Genomic DNA, 16770 nt, shown 5'->3' with positions numbered 1-16770 from the left:
GCTTTACTTCCCGCGTTCGGCCATGAGTAGGTCGATTTCAGATTCGTTGATTCCAACCATCGCTTCACCGAGGTTTTCGGAGACTTCGGCAATTAGCTTGGGGTCCTTGAAATTAGTCACGGATTTGACGATGGCCTGGGCTCGCTTAGAGGGATCCCCGGACTTGAAAATGCCTGACCCAACAAAGACTCCTTCAGCTCCAAGCTGCATCATTAGGGCAGCATCGGCAGGGGTGGCGACGCCACCCGCAGCAAAGTTAACTACTGGAAGCTTGCCGTTTTCATGTACATACCGAAGTAATTCAACCGGTACTTGGAGTTGCTTCGCTTCTTCGAAGAGTTCATCGGGACGAAGGTTTTGTACTTTCCGGATCTGAGACTGAATCAAACGCATATGTGTAACGGCCTGGATGACGTCTCCAGTTCCTGGCTCACCTTTAGTGCGGATCATTGATGCGCCTTCGGCAATCCGTCGCAAGGCTTCGCCCAGATCCTTTGCTCCACATACAAATGGAGCGGAAAACTCGTGTTTGTTGATGTGGAACACTGCGTCCGCAGGGGAAAGAACCTCGGATTCGTCGATGTAATCGATTTCGAGCGCTTCGAGAATTTGAGCCTCAACGAAGTGGCCGATTCTCACCTTTGCCATTACTGGAATGCTCACCGCTTTTTGGATTTCTTTAATTAGTCTTGGGTCGCTCATACGCGAAACCCCTCCAGCTGCACGAATGTCTGCTGGAATGCGTTCGAGGGCCATTACCGCACATGCACCGGCCTCTTCTGCTATCCGTGCCTGTTCAGCGTTTGTAACGTCCATAATGACGCCACCTTTGAGCATCTGAGCAAGTTGTTTATTGAGTTCAAAACGAGAATTGTCAGTCATGATTCGAGCCTTTGTTGAGTGTTGTTGACGGCAAGTAGGCGTATGGGTGCCAGATTTGCCAAGTTTTGCTTTATCTTAGAAAAAAATTGATCTTGTTAAAAGACTCAGTTCGTGGGAAATTTATAAGGTCAGATATATATTCAAAATGGCTATAGATTTTTCGAATTTGCACAACGTGCCAACCGTACCGCGTTAAATAAGAGAATGGACTACAGTGTGGCAGCAAGTCAGATGCTTACCTATGTATTGGATGAGCGTGGTGAAGAGACCTTAACTTCCTTTCTGTATGGTCAGATTCGGCATGATATTCAGTCGGGTCACCTACAAGCCGGGCAAAAGTTACCTTCGAAACGTAAACTCGCCAAACATCTTGGAATCTCTGTTATTACCGTTGAAGCTGCGTATGTTCAGCTTGTTTCTGAAGGATACTTGGTTGCTCGACCGCGAAGTGGGTTCTTCGTCGTCGACCTTGGTATCGGGGGCAACGGAATAGCTGATCGTCTACCCATAGCAACTCCCGCGTGCGCAACAAATATTCGACCGAACACCTTAGACCTGGGAAAATCCAGTGCTTCCACCGGTAGAGCGCAGATAAAAACGTCAATTGACCTTGCTACTAATACAATGCCGATCGGCGTCTTCCCTTATAAAACCTGGGCGAAAACGTTACGTGACGTGCTTGCTTCAAATAGTGAACGAACCATTATTGACCAAGTTGATCCGTTTGGGTCGGAAATATTGCGTGCTCAGATTGCCCAATATCTACGATCTTGGCGTGGAATGGATGTGGATCCGAATAATATCGTGGTGGCGGCGGGCTCACAAACCCTCTATTATCTGCTTATTCAGTTGCTTGGGCGGCATCGGATCTTTGCGGTGGAAGATCCGGGTTATCCGCGTCTCACTGATATTTATCGAACCAATGACGTTCATCTTGCGCATGTTCCGCTCGATAGTAACGGAATTCGAGTGGATCTTCTTAGCCTTATGGGCGCTGATGTTGCTCATGTTATGCCTTCCCACCAGTTTCCAACGGGTGTCGTTACTTCGATCAGCAGGCGTTATGAATTGCTTGCGTGGGCTTCGCAAGCTCAAGATCACGTTTTGGTTGAGGATGATTATGATGCTGAATTTAGACTAGCGGGCAAGCCTATCCCGACGCTTTTTGGCATGGACACCACGCAGAGTGTTGTCTATATCAACACCTTTTCGCAGAGTCTTGGTGGGATTTTTCGAATTGGCTACATGGTGTTGCCGCCACTTTTAGCACAGGAATTTCGCGAGCGTTTGAGCTTTTACAGCGGAACGGTATCGGCAATCGAGCAGTTGACCTTGGCACGTTTTATTGAAACAGGCGCTTATGGGCGCCATATCAATCGCTTGCGTTGCGCCTATCGAAATATTCGAGACGAATTGTTGGTCGGACTTAAGGAGAGCTCTATTGCCTCGGTCGTGAAGGTGAGTGGGGAAGATGCTGGTTTGCATTTTGAGTTGGAGCTGGATTTAGATGTGCCTACCGGAGACCTTGTTGCGGCGGTGGCGCGGCGAGGAGTGCAGTTGGTGCCGATGGCTAATTTCTATCAAAAACTAGATGATTCCAAAGAAAGATGTCGATTCGTGCTTAATTATGGAAGTTTGAAATCTGAATCGATCCCAACTGTAATCGCCGCTCTGGAAGAAAGTGTCCACGAAGTGGCAGAAATTTGACCGGAAAATGAGACGTTGAGAATCCGACTGGAACTTCAACTAGCCTTTTCGTTGTTCACCTGGCTCAAACTCTTAAGAGGTATTGAATGAACGGCGATGGTCGACTCACCCATGTTTTAGACCCGAGCGACAAGGGACAGGACGAATGCGGAGTATTTGGGATCTTCGCGCCCGGACACGATATCTCCCACTTAACCTATTTCGGTCTCTACGCGCTTCAACACCGTGGGCAAGAGGCGGCTGGAATCGCAACCAGCAATGGTGAAAACATCTTGATTTATAAAGATATTGGCTTGGTTTCTCAGGTATTTCATGAAGATGCGCTTGCTCCTTTGACGGGCCACCTAGGAATCGGACATGTACGCTATGCAACGACGGGTCAGGGCTCGTGGATAAACGCCCAGCCGACTTTGGGCGCAACCGAATTTGGCACCATCGCACTAGCACACAATGGAAACCTCGTTAATACCACTGAGCTCATTAATCGAGTTCATGAAGTCTCTGGTGAGGACTTGCGTGGTGAAATCGGACATGGCTCATCAACGGATACTGCCGTCGTTACCGCATTGCTCGGTGCAACGAAGGGTGTGACCTCGCTTAAAAATGTAGTCCTAGCTACTTTGCCCCTGCTTAAAGGAGCATTTTCGCTAGTCTTTATGGACGAACAGAAGCTGTACGCCGCACGCGATCCGCAAGGATTTCGTCCGCTGGTTCTTGGAAAGCTTGACGGTGGCTGGGTGGTTGCCTCGGAAACTGCAGCTCTGGACATCGTAGGCGCAAAATTTGAGCGTGAAATTGACCCTGGCGAACTCGTAGTTATCGATGCCGACGGCGTTCACTCCACTCGCTTTGCGAAGTCGCGTCTGCGTGGATGCGCTTTCGAATATGTTTACCTTTCCCGTCCAGATACCGTCATTTCAGGACGGAATATTAACTCAGTTCGTAACGAGATGGGGAGGACGTTAGCACGTGAACACCGCGTGGATGCAGATATTGTGATTGCCACCCCTGAATCTGGAACTCCAGCAGCTATTGGATATGCTCAAGAATCCGGTATTCCGTATGCTCAGGGGCTGGTGAAGAACTCCTATGTGGGCCGAACCTTTATTCAGCCAACACAGGAAATGCGTCAGCGTGGAATTAGATTAAAACTCAATCCTTTGCGCGAGGTAATTGAAGGGCAACGAATCGTGGTTGTGGATGATTCGATTGTGCGCGGAAATACCCAGCGTGCCTTGGTAAAAATGCTGAGAGAAGCGGGTGCTACGCAAGTACATGTAAGGATCTCTTCTCCTCCGGTACAGTGGCCATGTTTCTTTGGGATTGATTTTCCGACCCGTGAAGAATTGATTGCTAATACCTTGGAGCTCGATGAAATTTGTGGGCAGATCGGGGCGGATTCGCTTGGGTATCTTTCGCACGAAGGGATGGTTTCTGCGATTGGAGTTCCTGCGGAAAAACTGTGTTTTGCCTGCTTCAATGGGGACTATCCGATCCCAGTTGATCTGCACAGTGCTCGTATTTCCAATTGTTGATTGTGAATTCTCACCGGGACGCGCCTTGCAGGTAAAAATGACAGGAGCGGTAGCGTAATCTATAGGTGTTATGAACGATTCACACAACTCTCAAGATGCATTTTCTGCCGCGATGGAACGTCTGCGCGCAAGAGTAGCTGCTGCCCAGTCTTCGGACGATCCTCACTCCTCGAAAAGCATGGGTGAAAGCATAGATCGGGATATGGCATCGTCGGTATTTCCACAGGTAGGATCGGAAGTAGGCCAGTCCTCTGCCCAACAAGAAAATATTGCGCGAATGCTGGCGGGGCTTAATTCGCGTCAACGTGAGGCTGTGGTTCATACCGGTGGGCATCTGCTGGTTATCGCGGGTGCAGGATCGGGCAAGACTCGTGTTTTGACTACCAGGATTTCCTACTTGATAGCCACGGGGAAGGCATCAGCTGGGGAAATCTTAGCTATTACGTTCACCAATAAGGCCGCTAAGGAGATGCGCGAGCGGCTTGAATCTATGTTGGGGCCAAGTGCTAACCGGATGTGGATTTCAACTTTTCATTCTGCCTGCGTGAGGATCTTACGTGCGGAGCATCAGGCGATTGGGATGCGTTCTACTTTCACTATTTATGACGCCGCCGATTCCTTGCGGCTGATGAAGATGGTGTGCACCGAAGAAAAGATCGATATTAAGCAGTTTGCGCCGAAAACCTTGATTCGTAAGGTGTCGGACCTGAAAAATGAAATGATTGCCCCTGAGCAGTTCGCAACGCAAGCGAGTGATCGAGATGATCTAGTTTTGGCTCAGGCATATATGGCGTACCAGCAGCGTCTTCGTGCTGCTAACGCGATGGATTTCGATGATTTGATTATGCAGACGGTTGTTTTATTGCGTGATAATCCGCTGATTGCTGAGCACTACCGTAGGCGTTTCCGTCAGATCTTGATTGATGAATATCAAGACACCAACACAGCGCAATACCAGCTGGTAAGGGAATTGGTTGGCGATGAAGAACAATCTGTTCATGGCGAATTAACTGTGGTTGGAGACGCTGATCAGTCGATTTATGCTTTCCGTGGGGCCACGATTCGCAATATTGAGAGCTTCGAAGAAGATTTTCCGAATGCAACGACGATTTTGCTTGAGCAGAATTACCGCTCCACTCAGAATATTCTTAGTGCCGCTAACGCGGTGATCTCACATAACAAGGGCAGGCGCGCCAAGAACCTGTGGACGGAAACTGGCGATGGTAACAAGTTAGTTGGCTATGTGGCGGACGCAGAATCGGACGAAGCCGGTTTCGTGGTTGAAGAAATTGATCGTTTGCATGACGAAGGCTTTAAGTACTCGGATATGGCGGTGTTTTACCGTGCCAATGCACAGTCACGCTCAATTGAAGACTTTTTGGTTCGCTCGGGTATTCCTTATCGTGTAGTTGGCGGAACGAAATTCTATGATCGCAAAGAAATTAAGGATGCTGTAGCTTATCTCCAAGCTATCGTGAATCCAGACGATACTGTTTCCTTGCGAAGGATCATCAATGAACCAAAGCGAGGTATTGGTGTAAAAGCTCAGGATATGGTTGCCTTCCATGCTAATCGGTGGAGGATTTCTTTCGGTGGAGCGCTTGCGGAAGTTGCGCATCCAATCGACTCTCACGGTGAGGTGAGCGGACTTACCCCGCGAGCATGTAACTCCATGCGGGCGTTTGTGCAAATGCTTGAAGAGCTTCGAGTCAAGGCGGAGGCGGGAGAAGCTCCAGCAGATATCCTTGATGCTGTAATGGATGGTTCGGGTTACCTAGAGGTTTTGCAAAGTTCGGCTGATCCTCAAGATGAAGTTCGACTGGAAAACCTAGCTGAACTTCACTCAGTTGCTTCGGATTTCCGCGTTCTCAACCCCGAGGGAACCTTGGCCGATTTCCTTGATCAAATTTCGTTGGTTGCAGATTCCGATCAAATTCCTGATGAATCTGGTGAATCCGATGGGGAAGTTGTATTGATGACGATCCATACCGCAAAAGGGTTGGAGTTCCCAGTTGTGTTTGTTACCGGTTTTGAAGATGGTACATTCCCACATGTACGTTCCCTCGGTTCATCTTTCGAGCTCGCGGAAGAACGGCGTCTAGCATATGTTGCGCTAACTAGAGCCCGCCAACGTCTCTATATTTCGCGTGCTGCTACTAGATCACAGTGGGGAGCGCCCCAAGAACTTCCACCATCACGATTCTTAGAAGAGATTCCGCCAGCCGTAATTGAATGGAAGCGAGAAGCTTCTGCAATGGATTCGCTTCGAGGTTCGCGCTATGGGGTGCCATGGGGAAACGGTTCTGGTTCGTCGTCGAACTCAAGCTGGGGAAGCCCCTCCCATCCCAAAGCATCGAATTATTCGATGTTTGACGATGACGATTTCGCACCTCCGCTGGGTGGCGGAAAGTTTGTTCCAGGAAAACTCGGTGAAGACGACGGGAAAAACGCGCAAAGTGCTCGCGGGTCAGGATCTCTCGATGCAGGTGTAGAAAAAGACGCTGCCCCCTCAACCGAGGTATCTGGCGTCGTGGATACCGGCGGACTTGGTGTTGGGGACAAAGTCCGTCATAAGTCATTCGGTCGCGGTGTGATTTTGGAATTTGAAGGTCAAGGGAAATCCACCGTCGCGAAGGTGAAATTTAAGAACGGAGCAACAAAACGCCTGATGTTGAGGTTTGCTCCGCTTGAAAAAGAATAGGGAATAGACTCGAATTTCGAAAGGCGTTGTTGCAAAATTTGGGAAAACTCTCACTCTCTAGGCGAAAAGTCCTAAGCTTTAAGTGTTGAACGGTTAAACTCAGAGGTGAGTCTCATCGTTGAGACACGTTGTCAATCGGAAGGATTATCCGTGGATCTGTACGAGTACCAAGCTCGCGAACTTTTCGCGAAATATGATGTTCCGGTTTTGGATGGAATCGTTGCCTCCACGCCGGATGAGGCTGCGCAAGCGGCAGAAGAGCTTCTTCGTAACGGCGAACTTGTGGTCGTTAAAGCTCAGGTAAAGACCGGTGGACGAGGAAAAGCTGGAGGCGTAAAGCTTGCGTGCTCAGTAGACGAAGCTCGCGAAAAAGCCAATGAAATTCTCGGCATGGATATCAAGGGTCATACTGTTGGCAAGGTTCTTATTGCCGCTGGCGCTGATATTACCGAAGAGTATTACTTCTCGGTGCTCTTAGATCGGTCCGAACGCCGCTACCTTGCGATGTGCTCAAAGGAAGGCGGAATGGAGATTGAGAAACTAGCCGTAGAACGCCCTGAAGCACTTGCCAAGGTGCCAGTTGATCCACAGATCGGGATTGACCAAGCTAAGGCGGAAGAAATTGTTGCCGAAGCGGGTTTCGGCGGTGAACTTGGAGCAAAGATAGTCCCTGTTATTCAGAAGCTATGGGATGTCTACACGGGTGAAGACGCAACATTAGTCGAAGTTAATCCGCTCGTTCAAACTGGATCCGGCGAGATTATTGCGCTTGATGGCAAGGTCACCGTGGACGACAACGCTCGTTTCCGCCAAGAAGGACACTGCGCGCTGGTGGACAAAGCGACCGAGAATCCTTTGGAAGCGAAGGCAAAGGCGCTGGGTCTGAATTACGTTAAGCTCGACGGAGGCCAGGTCGGAATCATCGGAAATGGCGCTGGTTTGGTGATGTCCACGCTCGATGTCGTTGCTTACGCCGGTGAACAATACGGAGTAGGACCAGCAAACTTCCTCGATATCGGAGGCGGCGCAAATGCCACCGTGATGTCTAACGGTCTAGATGTTATTTTAAACGACGACGACGTTCGCTCGGTTTTCGTCAATGTTTTCGGTGGTATCACCGCTTGTGACGAAGTTGCAAACGGCATCGTTAAAGCCTTGGAAATTTTGGGTGATGAAGCAAAGAAACCAATTGTTGTTCGCCTTGATGGAAACAATGTTGAACGTGGTCGAGAAATCTTGGCACAGGCAAACCACCCACTTGTGACTGTGGTTGAGACGATGGACGGCGCCGCTGCTAAGGCTGCCGAACTAGCTGCAAAGTAGGGGTTGTAGAAAACAATGGCAATTTTCTTATTTGAAAACGACAAAGTAATCGTCCAAGGTATGACGGGATCCGAAGGATCCAAGCACACACGCCGTATGCTTGGCGCAGGAACAAAGATTGTGGCAGGAACCAATCCGCATAAGGCAGGCACCGCGGTTGAGTTTGACGTAGAGCCAATCGGATACGGCAAAGAAAATCGTAGTGCTGGGGTAGTGTCTATTCCGGTTTACGGAACAGTTGCTGAGGCTAAAGAGGCAACGGGAGCAGAAGTATCGGTAATCTTCGTTCCGCCGGCATTTGCAAAAGCTGCAGTATATGAAGCTGTTGATGCAGGTATGCGACTCGTAGTAGTAATCACCGAAGGTATCCCTGTTAAGGACGCGGCAGAATTCTTCACCTATGCAAATAACCACGGGGTGCAGCTCATCGGACCAAATTGTCCGGGAATTATTTCACCTGCTCAGTCTAATGTTGGAATCACGCCTCCTGATATCACGGGCCCGGGAAAGATCGGATTGGTTTCCAAGTCTGGTACTTTGACCTACCAGATGATGTACGAACTGTCAGATATTGGCTTCACTACATGCATCGGAATCGGTGGAGATCCAGTTATTGGAACTACTCATATTGATGCACTTAAGGCATTCGAAGCAGATCCAGATACCGAGCTCATCGTAATGATCGGTGAAATTGGTGGTGACGCTGAGGAACGTGCGGCATCCTTCATTAAGGATAATGTTACGAAGCCAGTGGTTGGCTACGTAGCTGGATTTACCGCACCTGAAGGAAAGACGATGGGTCATGCGGGCGCAATCGTCTCAGGTTCGTCAGGCACTGCAGCAGCGAAGAAGGATGCTTTGGAAGCGGTTGGTGTTAGGGTTGGAAAGACTCCAACTGAAACAGCGAACTTAGCGCGTGAGATTCTTAAGAATCGCTAAAGTTTAACGATCAATGCGCATAGAGGCTTCGTCAGGGGAACATTTTCTAAGAAGTAATTGTTTCTTTCACACATGAAAAGCTACTTTGGTCTGAAATTAGCTTAGGGTGGGGTACTTCAACAGCAAAGTTGAAGTACCCCACCCTGCTTCTCTTTAAACGTAGTATTTCTTAACCTGAGAGCAACACACCATTGTTCCTTCTTAGGAAACGCGCAACCGTGCGAAATTATTAGAGTGATGCAAGAAAAGACCATTGATCTCAATTCCATATTTCCGATTTTTCGTGCGGTAAACCAGTCACTAGTTTTCACGTGGCTGGGCGCAGTTCTCTGCACGATATTTTTCTATGCAATAACGGCTTCTTCGCCGCTCCTTGGGGAAATTGCTTGGAGTGACGCAGCGCGGTTTGGCACTCAATGGTGGTTAATTTCGTTCGGTGCGCATATCGCCGTCGGGGATGGAATGCTGTCTTTAATGCCAACGCTCTTTACTGGGATCATCTTGTTCTCAGCCTACATTGCTTTGCGCAAATGCCGCGTATTGGACTGGATTGACGTTGGTTTAACCATTCTTTTTACGGCTATCACAGTTAGTATTATCGGATTAGTATCCGTTGCATCAGGGCCGTGGTGGATTGCGATTATCGGTGCATCCCTGCTCTTTGCATTGGTTTCGATCATTGCCGGTAGAGAAAATCTCCTTGTTCCGCTACCGTGGTGGACTTATGTAGAACAGGCATGGCCACGAATTCGTACCCTGCTCATCGGCACCGGAGTCATTACGACGCTTACCTTCGTTACTGCTTTCATAGTGGGTTTCGGGAAAATCGCTGAAATTAACGCTTCCTATTTCCAAACTGCTATTGGGATCTCCGGTCTAGTACTTATACAGCTCATTTACCTGCCAACTTATCTTTTCTGGACCACTGCTTGGCTGCTTGGAGCAGGTTTTTCTGCAGGTGTGGGTACTTCATTTTCAATCATGGGGAATACGGTTGCTCCGCTGCCGGCTATTCCAGTGTTCGGTGCGCTGCCAAGCTATGGTGCTGGAACTGGCTGGCTCATCATTCTTCCGATTCTTTTCTATGCAGTGCTCGGTGTACTGAACACTAGGCATTTGTCCCTTGCTAAACTCACGAAAAAGGGTGTCACTGCCGATCGTCACTCAGATAGTTCTGAACCTCAACCTCATGAGGATCAACTCGACGTTCTTCGCAATTCGGTTATCGCGAGCTTGGTTTTTGTAGTGATCTGTGCTCTGACCGCACTCTTTGGGTCTGGAAGTATCGGTCCAGGCAGAATGGCTCAATTCGGATCTGAACCCGCATTGGTTCTAGGTTATGCGCTCCTTGTGGCTGTGCTTCCGTTCTTGGCATCAGCGCTTCTTGCCCATCCAGAAACAATCATCACTATTCGTTCATTTTCCAGCTCCTCGCAGCAGTCGGTGAAGCGGCTGGGAGAGCGCGGTATATCAAAGAAGATTTTCGCTAAGAATAGTAAGGAAAAAGAAGCACCTAAGGACGTCGTTAATCCTGCCGACGACGTCGCTTCAGTTTCGCAAGATGAACAGCGAGAAGGGTCCGTTGGTGCATCTGAAACTGTTGCGCCATCCGCTTCTGGCGATGGTGGCCTATCGGATCGTGGTTTTCAGCCGAGACATGAGTTGGTGGGAGACATGGGCAATAAAAATGAAACACCGTTGTTGGATGACACGGCAACAGCATCACAAGAAACATCCGCAGAAACGTCTCATAATTTGAAAGAAAAAAGTACGGATGCTGGTATGGAACCTGAGACGTCCAGCGAGAGCTAACGTAAACTTCATAGACTGGGAGAGTAGGCAATGCCGAGGCAACCGGCCATTTGTGCTCGACCAAATTTGAGGAGAAATTTTATGAAGATCCCGTTTAAACGCGCAATTCTTTCGGTCTACTACAAGGACGGAATTATTGATTTAGCAAAAGCGTTGGTTGATTCGGGATGTGAGATTATTTCTACCGGTTCCACGGCTGCAGTGATTGCAGACGCCGGACTCCCAGTCACCGCAGTGCCAGATATTACTAAATTCCCGGAGTGCTTCGATGGTCGAGTAAAGACGCTTCATCCGATGATTCACGGTGGAATTCTTGCAAACCGTGAGCTTGAATCGCATCGTTCTCAGATGCTTGAGCTGGGAATCAGCCCAATTGACTTGGTTGTTGTTAATCTCTACCCGTTTCAAGAAACAGTGGCTGCGGGATCTACGATTGCCGAGTGTATCGAGCAAATCGACATCGGTGGTCCAACTATGATTCGCGCAGCAGCCAAGAATCATAGATCGGTTGCCGTCGTCGTCGATCCGACCATGTATGCAAACGTCGTTCATGCAGTTCAAAATGGCGGTTTTGACGATGCTGATCGTCGTCGTCTTGCATCTGCAGCCTTTGCTCACACAGCTCAGTACGATGCAGCTGTTGCCCAGTGGACATCCAAGCAGCTCCTTGGAAACGAATCGCCGGAATACGTCGGCGGTGCTTGGATCAAGAAAGCCGATCTGCGTTACGGCGAAAACCCTCATCAGAAGGCTGTTCTATATACTCGTACCGGATCAACAACTGGACTTGCTCACGCGGTTCAACTCGGTGGCAAAGAGATGTCCTATAACAATTACCAAGACGTTGATGCAGCTATTAGGGCAGCATATGACCATAGTGAACCGGCGGTTGCTGTAGTTAAGCATGCCAATCCGTGTGGTGTAGCGATCGCAGATTCGATCGCGCAAGCTCATCAGCGCGCCCACGCCTGTGATCCACAGTCTGCATACGGGGGAGTGATTGCTGCAAATCGCGAAGTAACCTTGGAGATGGCACAGCAAGTTAAGCCAATTTTTACCGAAGTCATTGCTGCTCCTAGCTTTGAAGACGCTGCTCTGCAGATGCTTCAGACGAAGAAAAACCTTCGTATTTTGAAGGTACAACCCGAAGCACCCACCTTTGACCATAAGGAAATTTCTGGTGGTTTATTGGTCCAAGAGCGTGATTGTATCAATGCTCCTGGAGATGCGGCTAAGAACTGGCAGCTTGTTGCAGGTGCTCCGGCAGATGAAGCTACTCTCCGCGATCTTGAATTCGCATGGCGTGCAATCCGTTCCGTACGGTCTAACGCCATTTTGCTCGCCAATGACGGCGCTACGGTAGGAATAGGTATGGGGCAGGTTAACCGGGTTGATTCCTGCCGACTTTCGGTTGAGCGTGCAAATACTTTAGGGATAGCTGTTGAGAGCGACGTCGATACCGCAGGTGGTGCCCAGAGTGCTATAGGGTCGCCGACGGTGCTCCCCGAGCGTGCTCGCGGTGCGGTTGCAGCCTCAGATGCGTTCTTTCCATTCGTGGATGGATTTCAAGTGCTAGCGGACGCGGGGGTGCGGGCCGTCGTGCAACCAGGTGGATCGATTCGTGATGAGGAAGTTATCAAAGCAGCGCAAGAGGCCGGTGTGACGATGTACCTTACCGGCGCTAGGCACTTCGCGCACTGAGGGCGAAACATATAAAGTAGAAGTGTGAAAGGCTTACCCCCGGTTGGTTATTATGTTGTGATGCTCGGTGTGCTTGCACTTGTGTTAGTCGTCGGTATCATCGTTGGTGTTCAAACAGCTGCATTTGTGCTGGCTGGAGCACTCTTTGTGTTTGCAGGAGTGCGGGTGAGTAAATTCAACCATCTAGTTCCTTGCATTCGCTCGACTTTCATCGATGTCTTAACGCTGTGCGTGCTAGCTGCAGCTGTGGCCTACTTTGGGATGTGGGGAGATACTCCCAACATCTTAAATAATACGGGGGTAATGTGAATCCGCTTCTAACGAATATTCTTTTCGTCCTAGTCTTTACACTGGTGGGGGCGTTTTTCGCAGCCTCGGAAATGGCCTTGGTTTCACTTCGCGACACCCAGATTGAATCGATTGCACTGCGCTCGCGGGCGGGTAAAAAGATCCAAGATCTAACTGCCGATTCGAATCGCTTCCTTTCGGCGGTTCAAGTCGGTGTTACATTAGCTGGTTTCTTCTCTGCATCATTTGGAGCCGCCGAGATCGCACCACAGATTGTGCCGTGGCTCGAAAACTATATGAGCACGGGAGCCGCTTCAACGACGGCGTTTGTGGTCACCACGATCTTTATTTCATATCTGTCGATTGTGTTCGGAGAGCTGGTGCCAAAGCGCCTCGCCATGCAAAGCGCAGAGGCATTTTCTTTGGTAGTTGCCTATCCACTGAGTATCATCACCGCGCTTTTGCGTCCAGTAATTTGGTTCTTGGGACTCTCAACGAATGTGGTGCTACGCCTCTTTGGTCGAGATCCGAACGAGAAACGCGAGGAAATGGATGCAGACGAGCTGCGCACCTATGTTGCGGGCTACGAAGCGATCCCGGAAACTGAGCGCTCAATGGTGGTGGACTTGCTTTCGGTTGGAACCCGGTCCGTTGAAGAAGTGATGACGCCACGAACCGAAGTCGATTTCCTCGATGCCGGTGCTTCGATTTCGGAAGTCCAGGAAATAGTTAACGAACTCGAACATTCGCGCTACCCAGTTCGCGATAATTCTAATGACGATGAAGTAATCGGTTTTATTCACATCCGAGACCTTATTGCACCGGATGCAAAGATCCGCACTGTACGAGACATCGTGCGCCCAGTTATTTTCTTCCCAGAGGGAAAACCTGTACTTGCTGCACTTACGGAGATGCGCAATCAAAATGCACACCTTGCAATTATCGTTGATGAATATGGCGGCACGGATGGTCTTGTTACGATCGAAGACGTGGTCGAAGAATTCGTGGGTGAGATCCAAGACGAATACGATACTGCAGCCCCAGCAATGGTAGAGATTACTGCGGGTGGTGAAGTATCGGGCTTGCTCGGACGTGCAGAGGTTAATAAGTACATTAACCTTGAGCTACCGGAAGGGCCCTTTGATACCCTTGGCGGATTTATCGTCAACGAACTAGGCAGAATGCCTGAAGTCGGCGATCAGGTGGATCTAGACGGTGTACGCTTTACTGTTCGTGAAATGGATCAGCGCAGGATCGACCGCGTCTATGCAGAGATCGTCAAAGAAGATACAGCGCCGAAGACCGAGGACTGAGGTATCGCCTTCGTAGCACCGATTTTATTTATCGATCACCAAAGACAAATGCTCGAGTTCTTTGTCAAAAGTCGGATCAGCCATCACATAGAGGATATCCTTGAGATTCTGCCACCAGGGATCGTAGGGTAGGCGCGACTCCATATCAATCAAATCGGTCATATGTGAAACCGGGAATGCTTGGATCAAACCGTCGTGCTGGCCCACATGCATTGCACCATCTTTCCCATGGGTTAGCTGTTCATTAAGCGAATCCATCGCCGTTTTCATCATGCGTACAGCCAAGGTACGATCAAACGGTGTCGGGTTTCCACCCTGTTGCATATGCCCGAGAATCGAAGAGCGTACGTCGAAAAGGCCGCCACCTTCTTCTTCGAAAATGCGTGAAATGAAATCCGTTGTATAGTACTCGGATGCATCTTCATTCCTCACTACCAGATACAGATTGCGACCGCCCTTAAAGGCATTGATCATACGTTTGGTATCTTGTGCAAGTTGAGGTAACGTAATTCCGGTTTCGGATAGGTAAACTTGCTCCGCGCCGGTGGTAATTGCACTCATCAATGCTAGGTAACCACAACGTCGTCCCATCGTTTCGGCAACGAAGCAACGCTGAGATGCCGACGCCGATTGCTTGATTCGATCTAAAACCTGAGCGTTGTTATTCAACGCGGTGTCTGCCCCAATAGCGAGCTCTGAACCAGGAAGGTTATTGTCAATACTGGCAGGGACGCAGATAATCGGGATGCGGAAAGCAGGGTAGCGATCACGTTCGCTAACCATGTCGTAAACGGCCTTATATCCCTTGAATCCGCCGATTACAACGAGTGCATCGATACCTGCGTTTTCGATACCCCGAGACAATTGGTAGAACTGGTCCACGGTTGCGACCGTGCGGCGCGTACCAAGCTCTGCACCGCCGTCTTCAACCCATCCTTCTACATCGCCCCAATTAAGCTCTCGAACCTTGCTCTCAAGTAAGCCTGGGAAGCCACCCTCAACTCCAAGCATTGTAAAGCCGCGATCGAGTCCAAGTTTCACAGCTGCTCTAGCGGCTGCGTTCATTCCAGGTGCGAGACCTCCGGCGTGGATAATAGCTACTCGAGGCGATGTTGGCCAAGGACGATGTGGCGATGGATCAGGGGAAGAGATCGTTTCGAAAATTTCGATCATCTCACGGTAGCCCTTGCCACGAGCCTCGATTGCGGCATCCCAATTTCCCTGTGAGAGGTAGTTCTTAACTGCACGAGTGTTTTTGATTGCTTCCATCATCGGTAGACGAACTAAACGATTACGCCGAGTGCCAATAATAACTGGCTCGTTTTTCGCTCCAGCGGTGATAACTTCATGAGCTGCGGTGTAACCCAAGAGCGTAGGCATCCAGCGGTCGTAGGCCGATGGTGTTCCACCGCGTTGAACGTGACCGAGGGCCGTAACGCGAGCATCTTCACCTAGTTTTTGCTCCAAAACGTCTTTAACCATTGTGGCTGTGATCGGATTACCTGAGCGATCGGTGGCACCTTCGGCGACGATGACCATCGAATCACGACGGCCGTGGGCACGACCGGTGCGGAGCTTTTCGCACATGGCATCTTCCCAGCCATCTTCAGGCGGAAGTTCGGGAATAAATACGTAGTCACAGCCACCGGCGATAGCGCTCATAAGTGCTAGATAGCCGCAGCGCCTGCCCATAACCTCAATAACAAAGGTGCGTTGGTGAGAGGCCGCGGTAGAAGAAAGTGCGTCGAGGGCTTCAATAATGCGGTGCAGAGCTGAGTCAGCTCCGATTGTCATATCGGTTCCCACCAAGTCATTGTCGATTGATCCAACAACACCGGCGATATGAAGTTTTTGGTGGCGATCAGCGACTTCAGAGGAAATGGCTCCTTCGTCGGTGAGTTCCTTCAAGAGTTCGGGCCAAAGTTCGCGAAGCTCATCGGCACCAGATAGAGTGCCATCTCCTCCGATGATTACTAGGCGATCAATGCCGTGTTGAACAAGGTTAAAGACGGCTTGCTTGATTCCAGAGCGCTCGCGGAATTCTGCACATCTCGCTGTGCCGATGTGCGTTCCACCTGCAGCCAAAATTCCTGATACGTCGCTCCACGTCATTTCTTGAATGAGTGAGCCCCCAAAAACAGCACCTTTCCAGCCTTCTCGAATTGCAAAAGGAGTGGCACCTTCGTGCAAGGCAGTGCGTACGACGGCGCGAACCACGGCATTCATTCCTTGAGCGTCACCACCCGATGTGAGGACACCCAGCCGAATTTTCTTGGAAGGTACAGGTGCCTCAACTTTGTGGTCGTCGTCAGGGGTTGTCACATGATCAGACATGCTCATCTGGATGCTCCTTAGCATTGCCATTTTATAAACGATGGAAGAAACGTTGGCGGCGTCCTCGCCCCGTCATCATGATACGTGATTCAGATCAAATTATCTGAAATGATCGCGAGCGATCACCACCGTATAGCTACTGATTCGTTGGAAGTGAACAAAGGAAGAGAGAGGATGGGACGTTGGAATGGTACTTGTTGAGAAGTGATGGGTAACATGCTTGTGAGTGCAACTC

General features: G+C 49.8%; 11 protein-coding genes. 9 read left to right on the top strand and 2 right to left on the bottom strand.

The window, feature by feature from the left end; all coding sequences use genetic code 11:
- Positions 1–3: 3 nt before the first annotated feature.
- A complete protein-coding gene (gene pdxS, locus EIH22_RS01280; RefSeq protein WP_124054016.1) occupies positions 4–882 on the bottom strand; it encodes a pyridoxal 5'-phosphate synthase lyase subunit PdxS in 879 nt (292 codons plus the stop codon).
- A gap of 204 nt (positions 883–1086) precedes the next feature.
- Between pdxS and pdxR the strand changes: the two genes are divergently transcribed.
- From pdxR to EIH22_RS01235, 9 genes are all read left to right on the top strand, one after another.
- Positions 1087–2589, top strand: coding sequence for a MocR-like pyridoxine biosynthesis transcription factor PdxR (gene pdxR / locus EIH22_RS01275; protein ID WP_124054015.1), 1503 nt, complete (start codon positions 1087–1089; stop codon positions 2587–2589).
- Positions 2590–2675: 86 nt separating this feature from the next.
- The gene (gene purF / locus EIH22_RS01270) at positions 2676–4124 is read left to right on the top strand and encodes an amidophosphoribosyltransferase (RefSeq protein ID WP_124054014.1); all 1449 of its coding nucleotides are present in this window, start codon (positions 2676–2678) and stop codon (positions 4122–4124) included.
- A gap of 70 nt (positions 4125–4194) precedes the next feature.
- A complete protein-coding gene (locus tag EIH22_RS01265; RefSeq protein WP_200829136.1) occupies positions 4195–6825 on the top strand; it encodes a UvrD-helicase domain-containing protein in 2631 nt (876 codons plus the stop codon).
- Positions 6826–6975: 150 nt separating this feature from the next.
- The gene (gene sucC / locus EIH22_RS01260; RefSeq protein ID WP_124054013.1) at positions 6976–8148 is read left to right on the top strand and encodes an ADP-forming succinate--CoA ligase subunit beta; all 1173 of its coding nucleotides are present in this window, start codon (positions 6976–6978) and stop codon (positions 8146–8148) included.
- Positions 8149–8163: 15 nt separating this feature from the next.
- The gene (sucD, locus tag EIH22_RS01255; protein ID WP_124054012.1) at positions 8164–9087 is read left to right on the top strand and encodes a succinate--CoA ligase subunit alpha; all 924 of its coding nucleotides are present in this window, start codon (positions 8164–8166) and stop codon (positions 9085–9087) included.
- Between the two features lie 237 nt (positions 9088–9324).
- The gene (locus EIH22_RS01250; protein ID WP_160148993.1) at positions 9325–10899 is read left to right on the top strand and encodes a cell division protein PerM; all 1575 of its coding nucleotides are present in this window, start codon (positions 9325–9327) and stop codon (positions 10897–10899) included.
- A gap of 81 nt (positions 10900–10980) precedes the next feature.
- Positions 10981–12600, top strand: coding sequence for a bifunctional phosphoribosylaminoimidazolecarboxamide formyltransferase/IMP cyclohydrolase (purH, locus tag EIH22_RS01245; RefSeq protein ID WP_200829135.1), 1620 nt, complete (start codon positions 10981–10983; stop codon positions 12598–12600).
- 24 nt (positions 12601–12624) lie between these two features.
- The gene (locus EIH22_RS01240) at positions 12625–12909 is read left to right on the top strand and encodes a hypothetical protein (RefSeq protein ID WP_124054009.1); all 285 of its coding nucleotides are present in this window, start codon (positions 12625–12627) and stop codon (positions 12907–12909) included.
- Complete coding sequence (locus EIH22_RS01235; RefSeq protein ID WP_124054008.1) at positions 12906–14201, top strand: hemolysin family protein; 1296 nt, start codon at positions 12906–12908, stop codon at positions 14199–14201. The genes EIH22_RS01240 and EIH22_RS01235 overlap by 4 nt, the downstream gene beginning before the upstream one ends.
- A 24-nt stretch (positions 14202–14225) precedes the next feature.
- Here EIH22_RS01235 and EIH22_RS01230 read toward each other — a convergent pair whose 3' ends face one another.
- Positions 14226–16541, bottom strand: a complete 2316-nt coding sequence (locus EIH22_RS01230; protein ID WP_200829134.1) for a 6-phosphofructokinase — start codon at positions 16539–16541, stop codon at positions 14226–14228.
- Between the last annotated feature and the right edge of the window lie 229 nt (positions 16542–16770).

Source organism: Arcanobacterium ihumii, from assembly GCF_900604515.1.
Taxonomy (GTDB): Bacteria; Actinomycetota; Actinomycetes; order Actinomycetales; family Actinomycetaceae; genus Arcanobacterium_A; species Arcanobacterium_A ihumii.
Note: the sequence above shows the minus strand (reverse complement) of the source record. Positions and strands in the feature narration are given on the sequence as shown.

What these genes read in the sequence shown, in the direction of transcription:
- pdxS (WP_124054016.1), bottom strand. Translation starts at nt 882, where the DNA reads ATGACTGACAATTCTCGTTTTGAACTCAATAAACAACTTGCTCAGATG.
- pdxR (WP_124054015.1), top strand. Translation starts at nt 1,087, where the DNA reads ATGGACTACAGTGTGGCAGCAAGTCAGATGCTTACCTATGTATTGGAT.
- purF (WP_124054014.1), top strand. Translation starts at nt 2,676, where the DNA reads ATGAACGGCGATGGTCGACTCACCCATGTTTTAGACCCGAGCGACAAG.
- EIH22_RS01265 (WP_200829136.1), top strand. Translation starts at nt 4,195, where the DNA reads ATGAACGATTCACACAACTCTCAAGATGCATTTTCTGCCGCGATGGAA.
- sucD (WP_124054012.1), top strand. Translation starts at nt 8,164, where the DNA reads ATGGCAATTTTCTTATTTGAAAACGACAAAGTAATCGTCCAAGGTATG.
- EIH22_RS01250 (WP_160148993.1), top strand. Translation starts at nt 9,325, where the DNA reads ATGCAAGAAAAGACCATTGATCTCAATTCCATATTTCCGATTTTTCGT.
- purH (WP_200829135.1), top strand. Translation starts at nt 10,981, where the DNA reads ATGAAGATCCCGTTTAAACGCGCAATTCTTTCGGTCTACTACAAGGAC.
- EIH22_RS01230 (WP_200829134.1), bottom strand. Translation starts at nt 16,541, where the DNA reads ATGAGCATGTCTGATCATGTGACAACCCCTGACGACGACCACAAAGTT.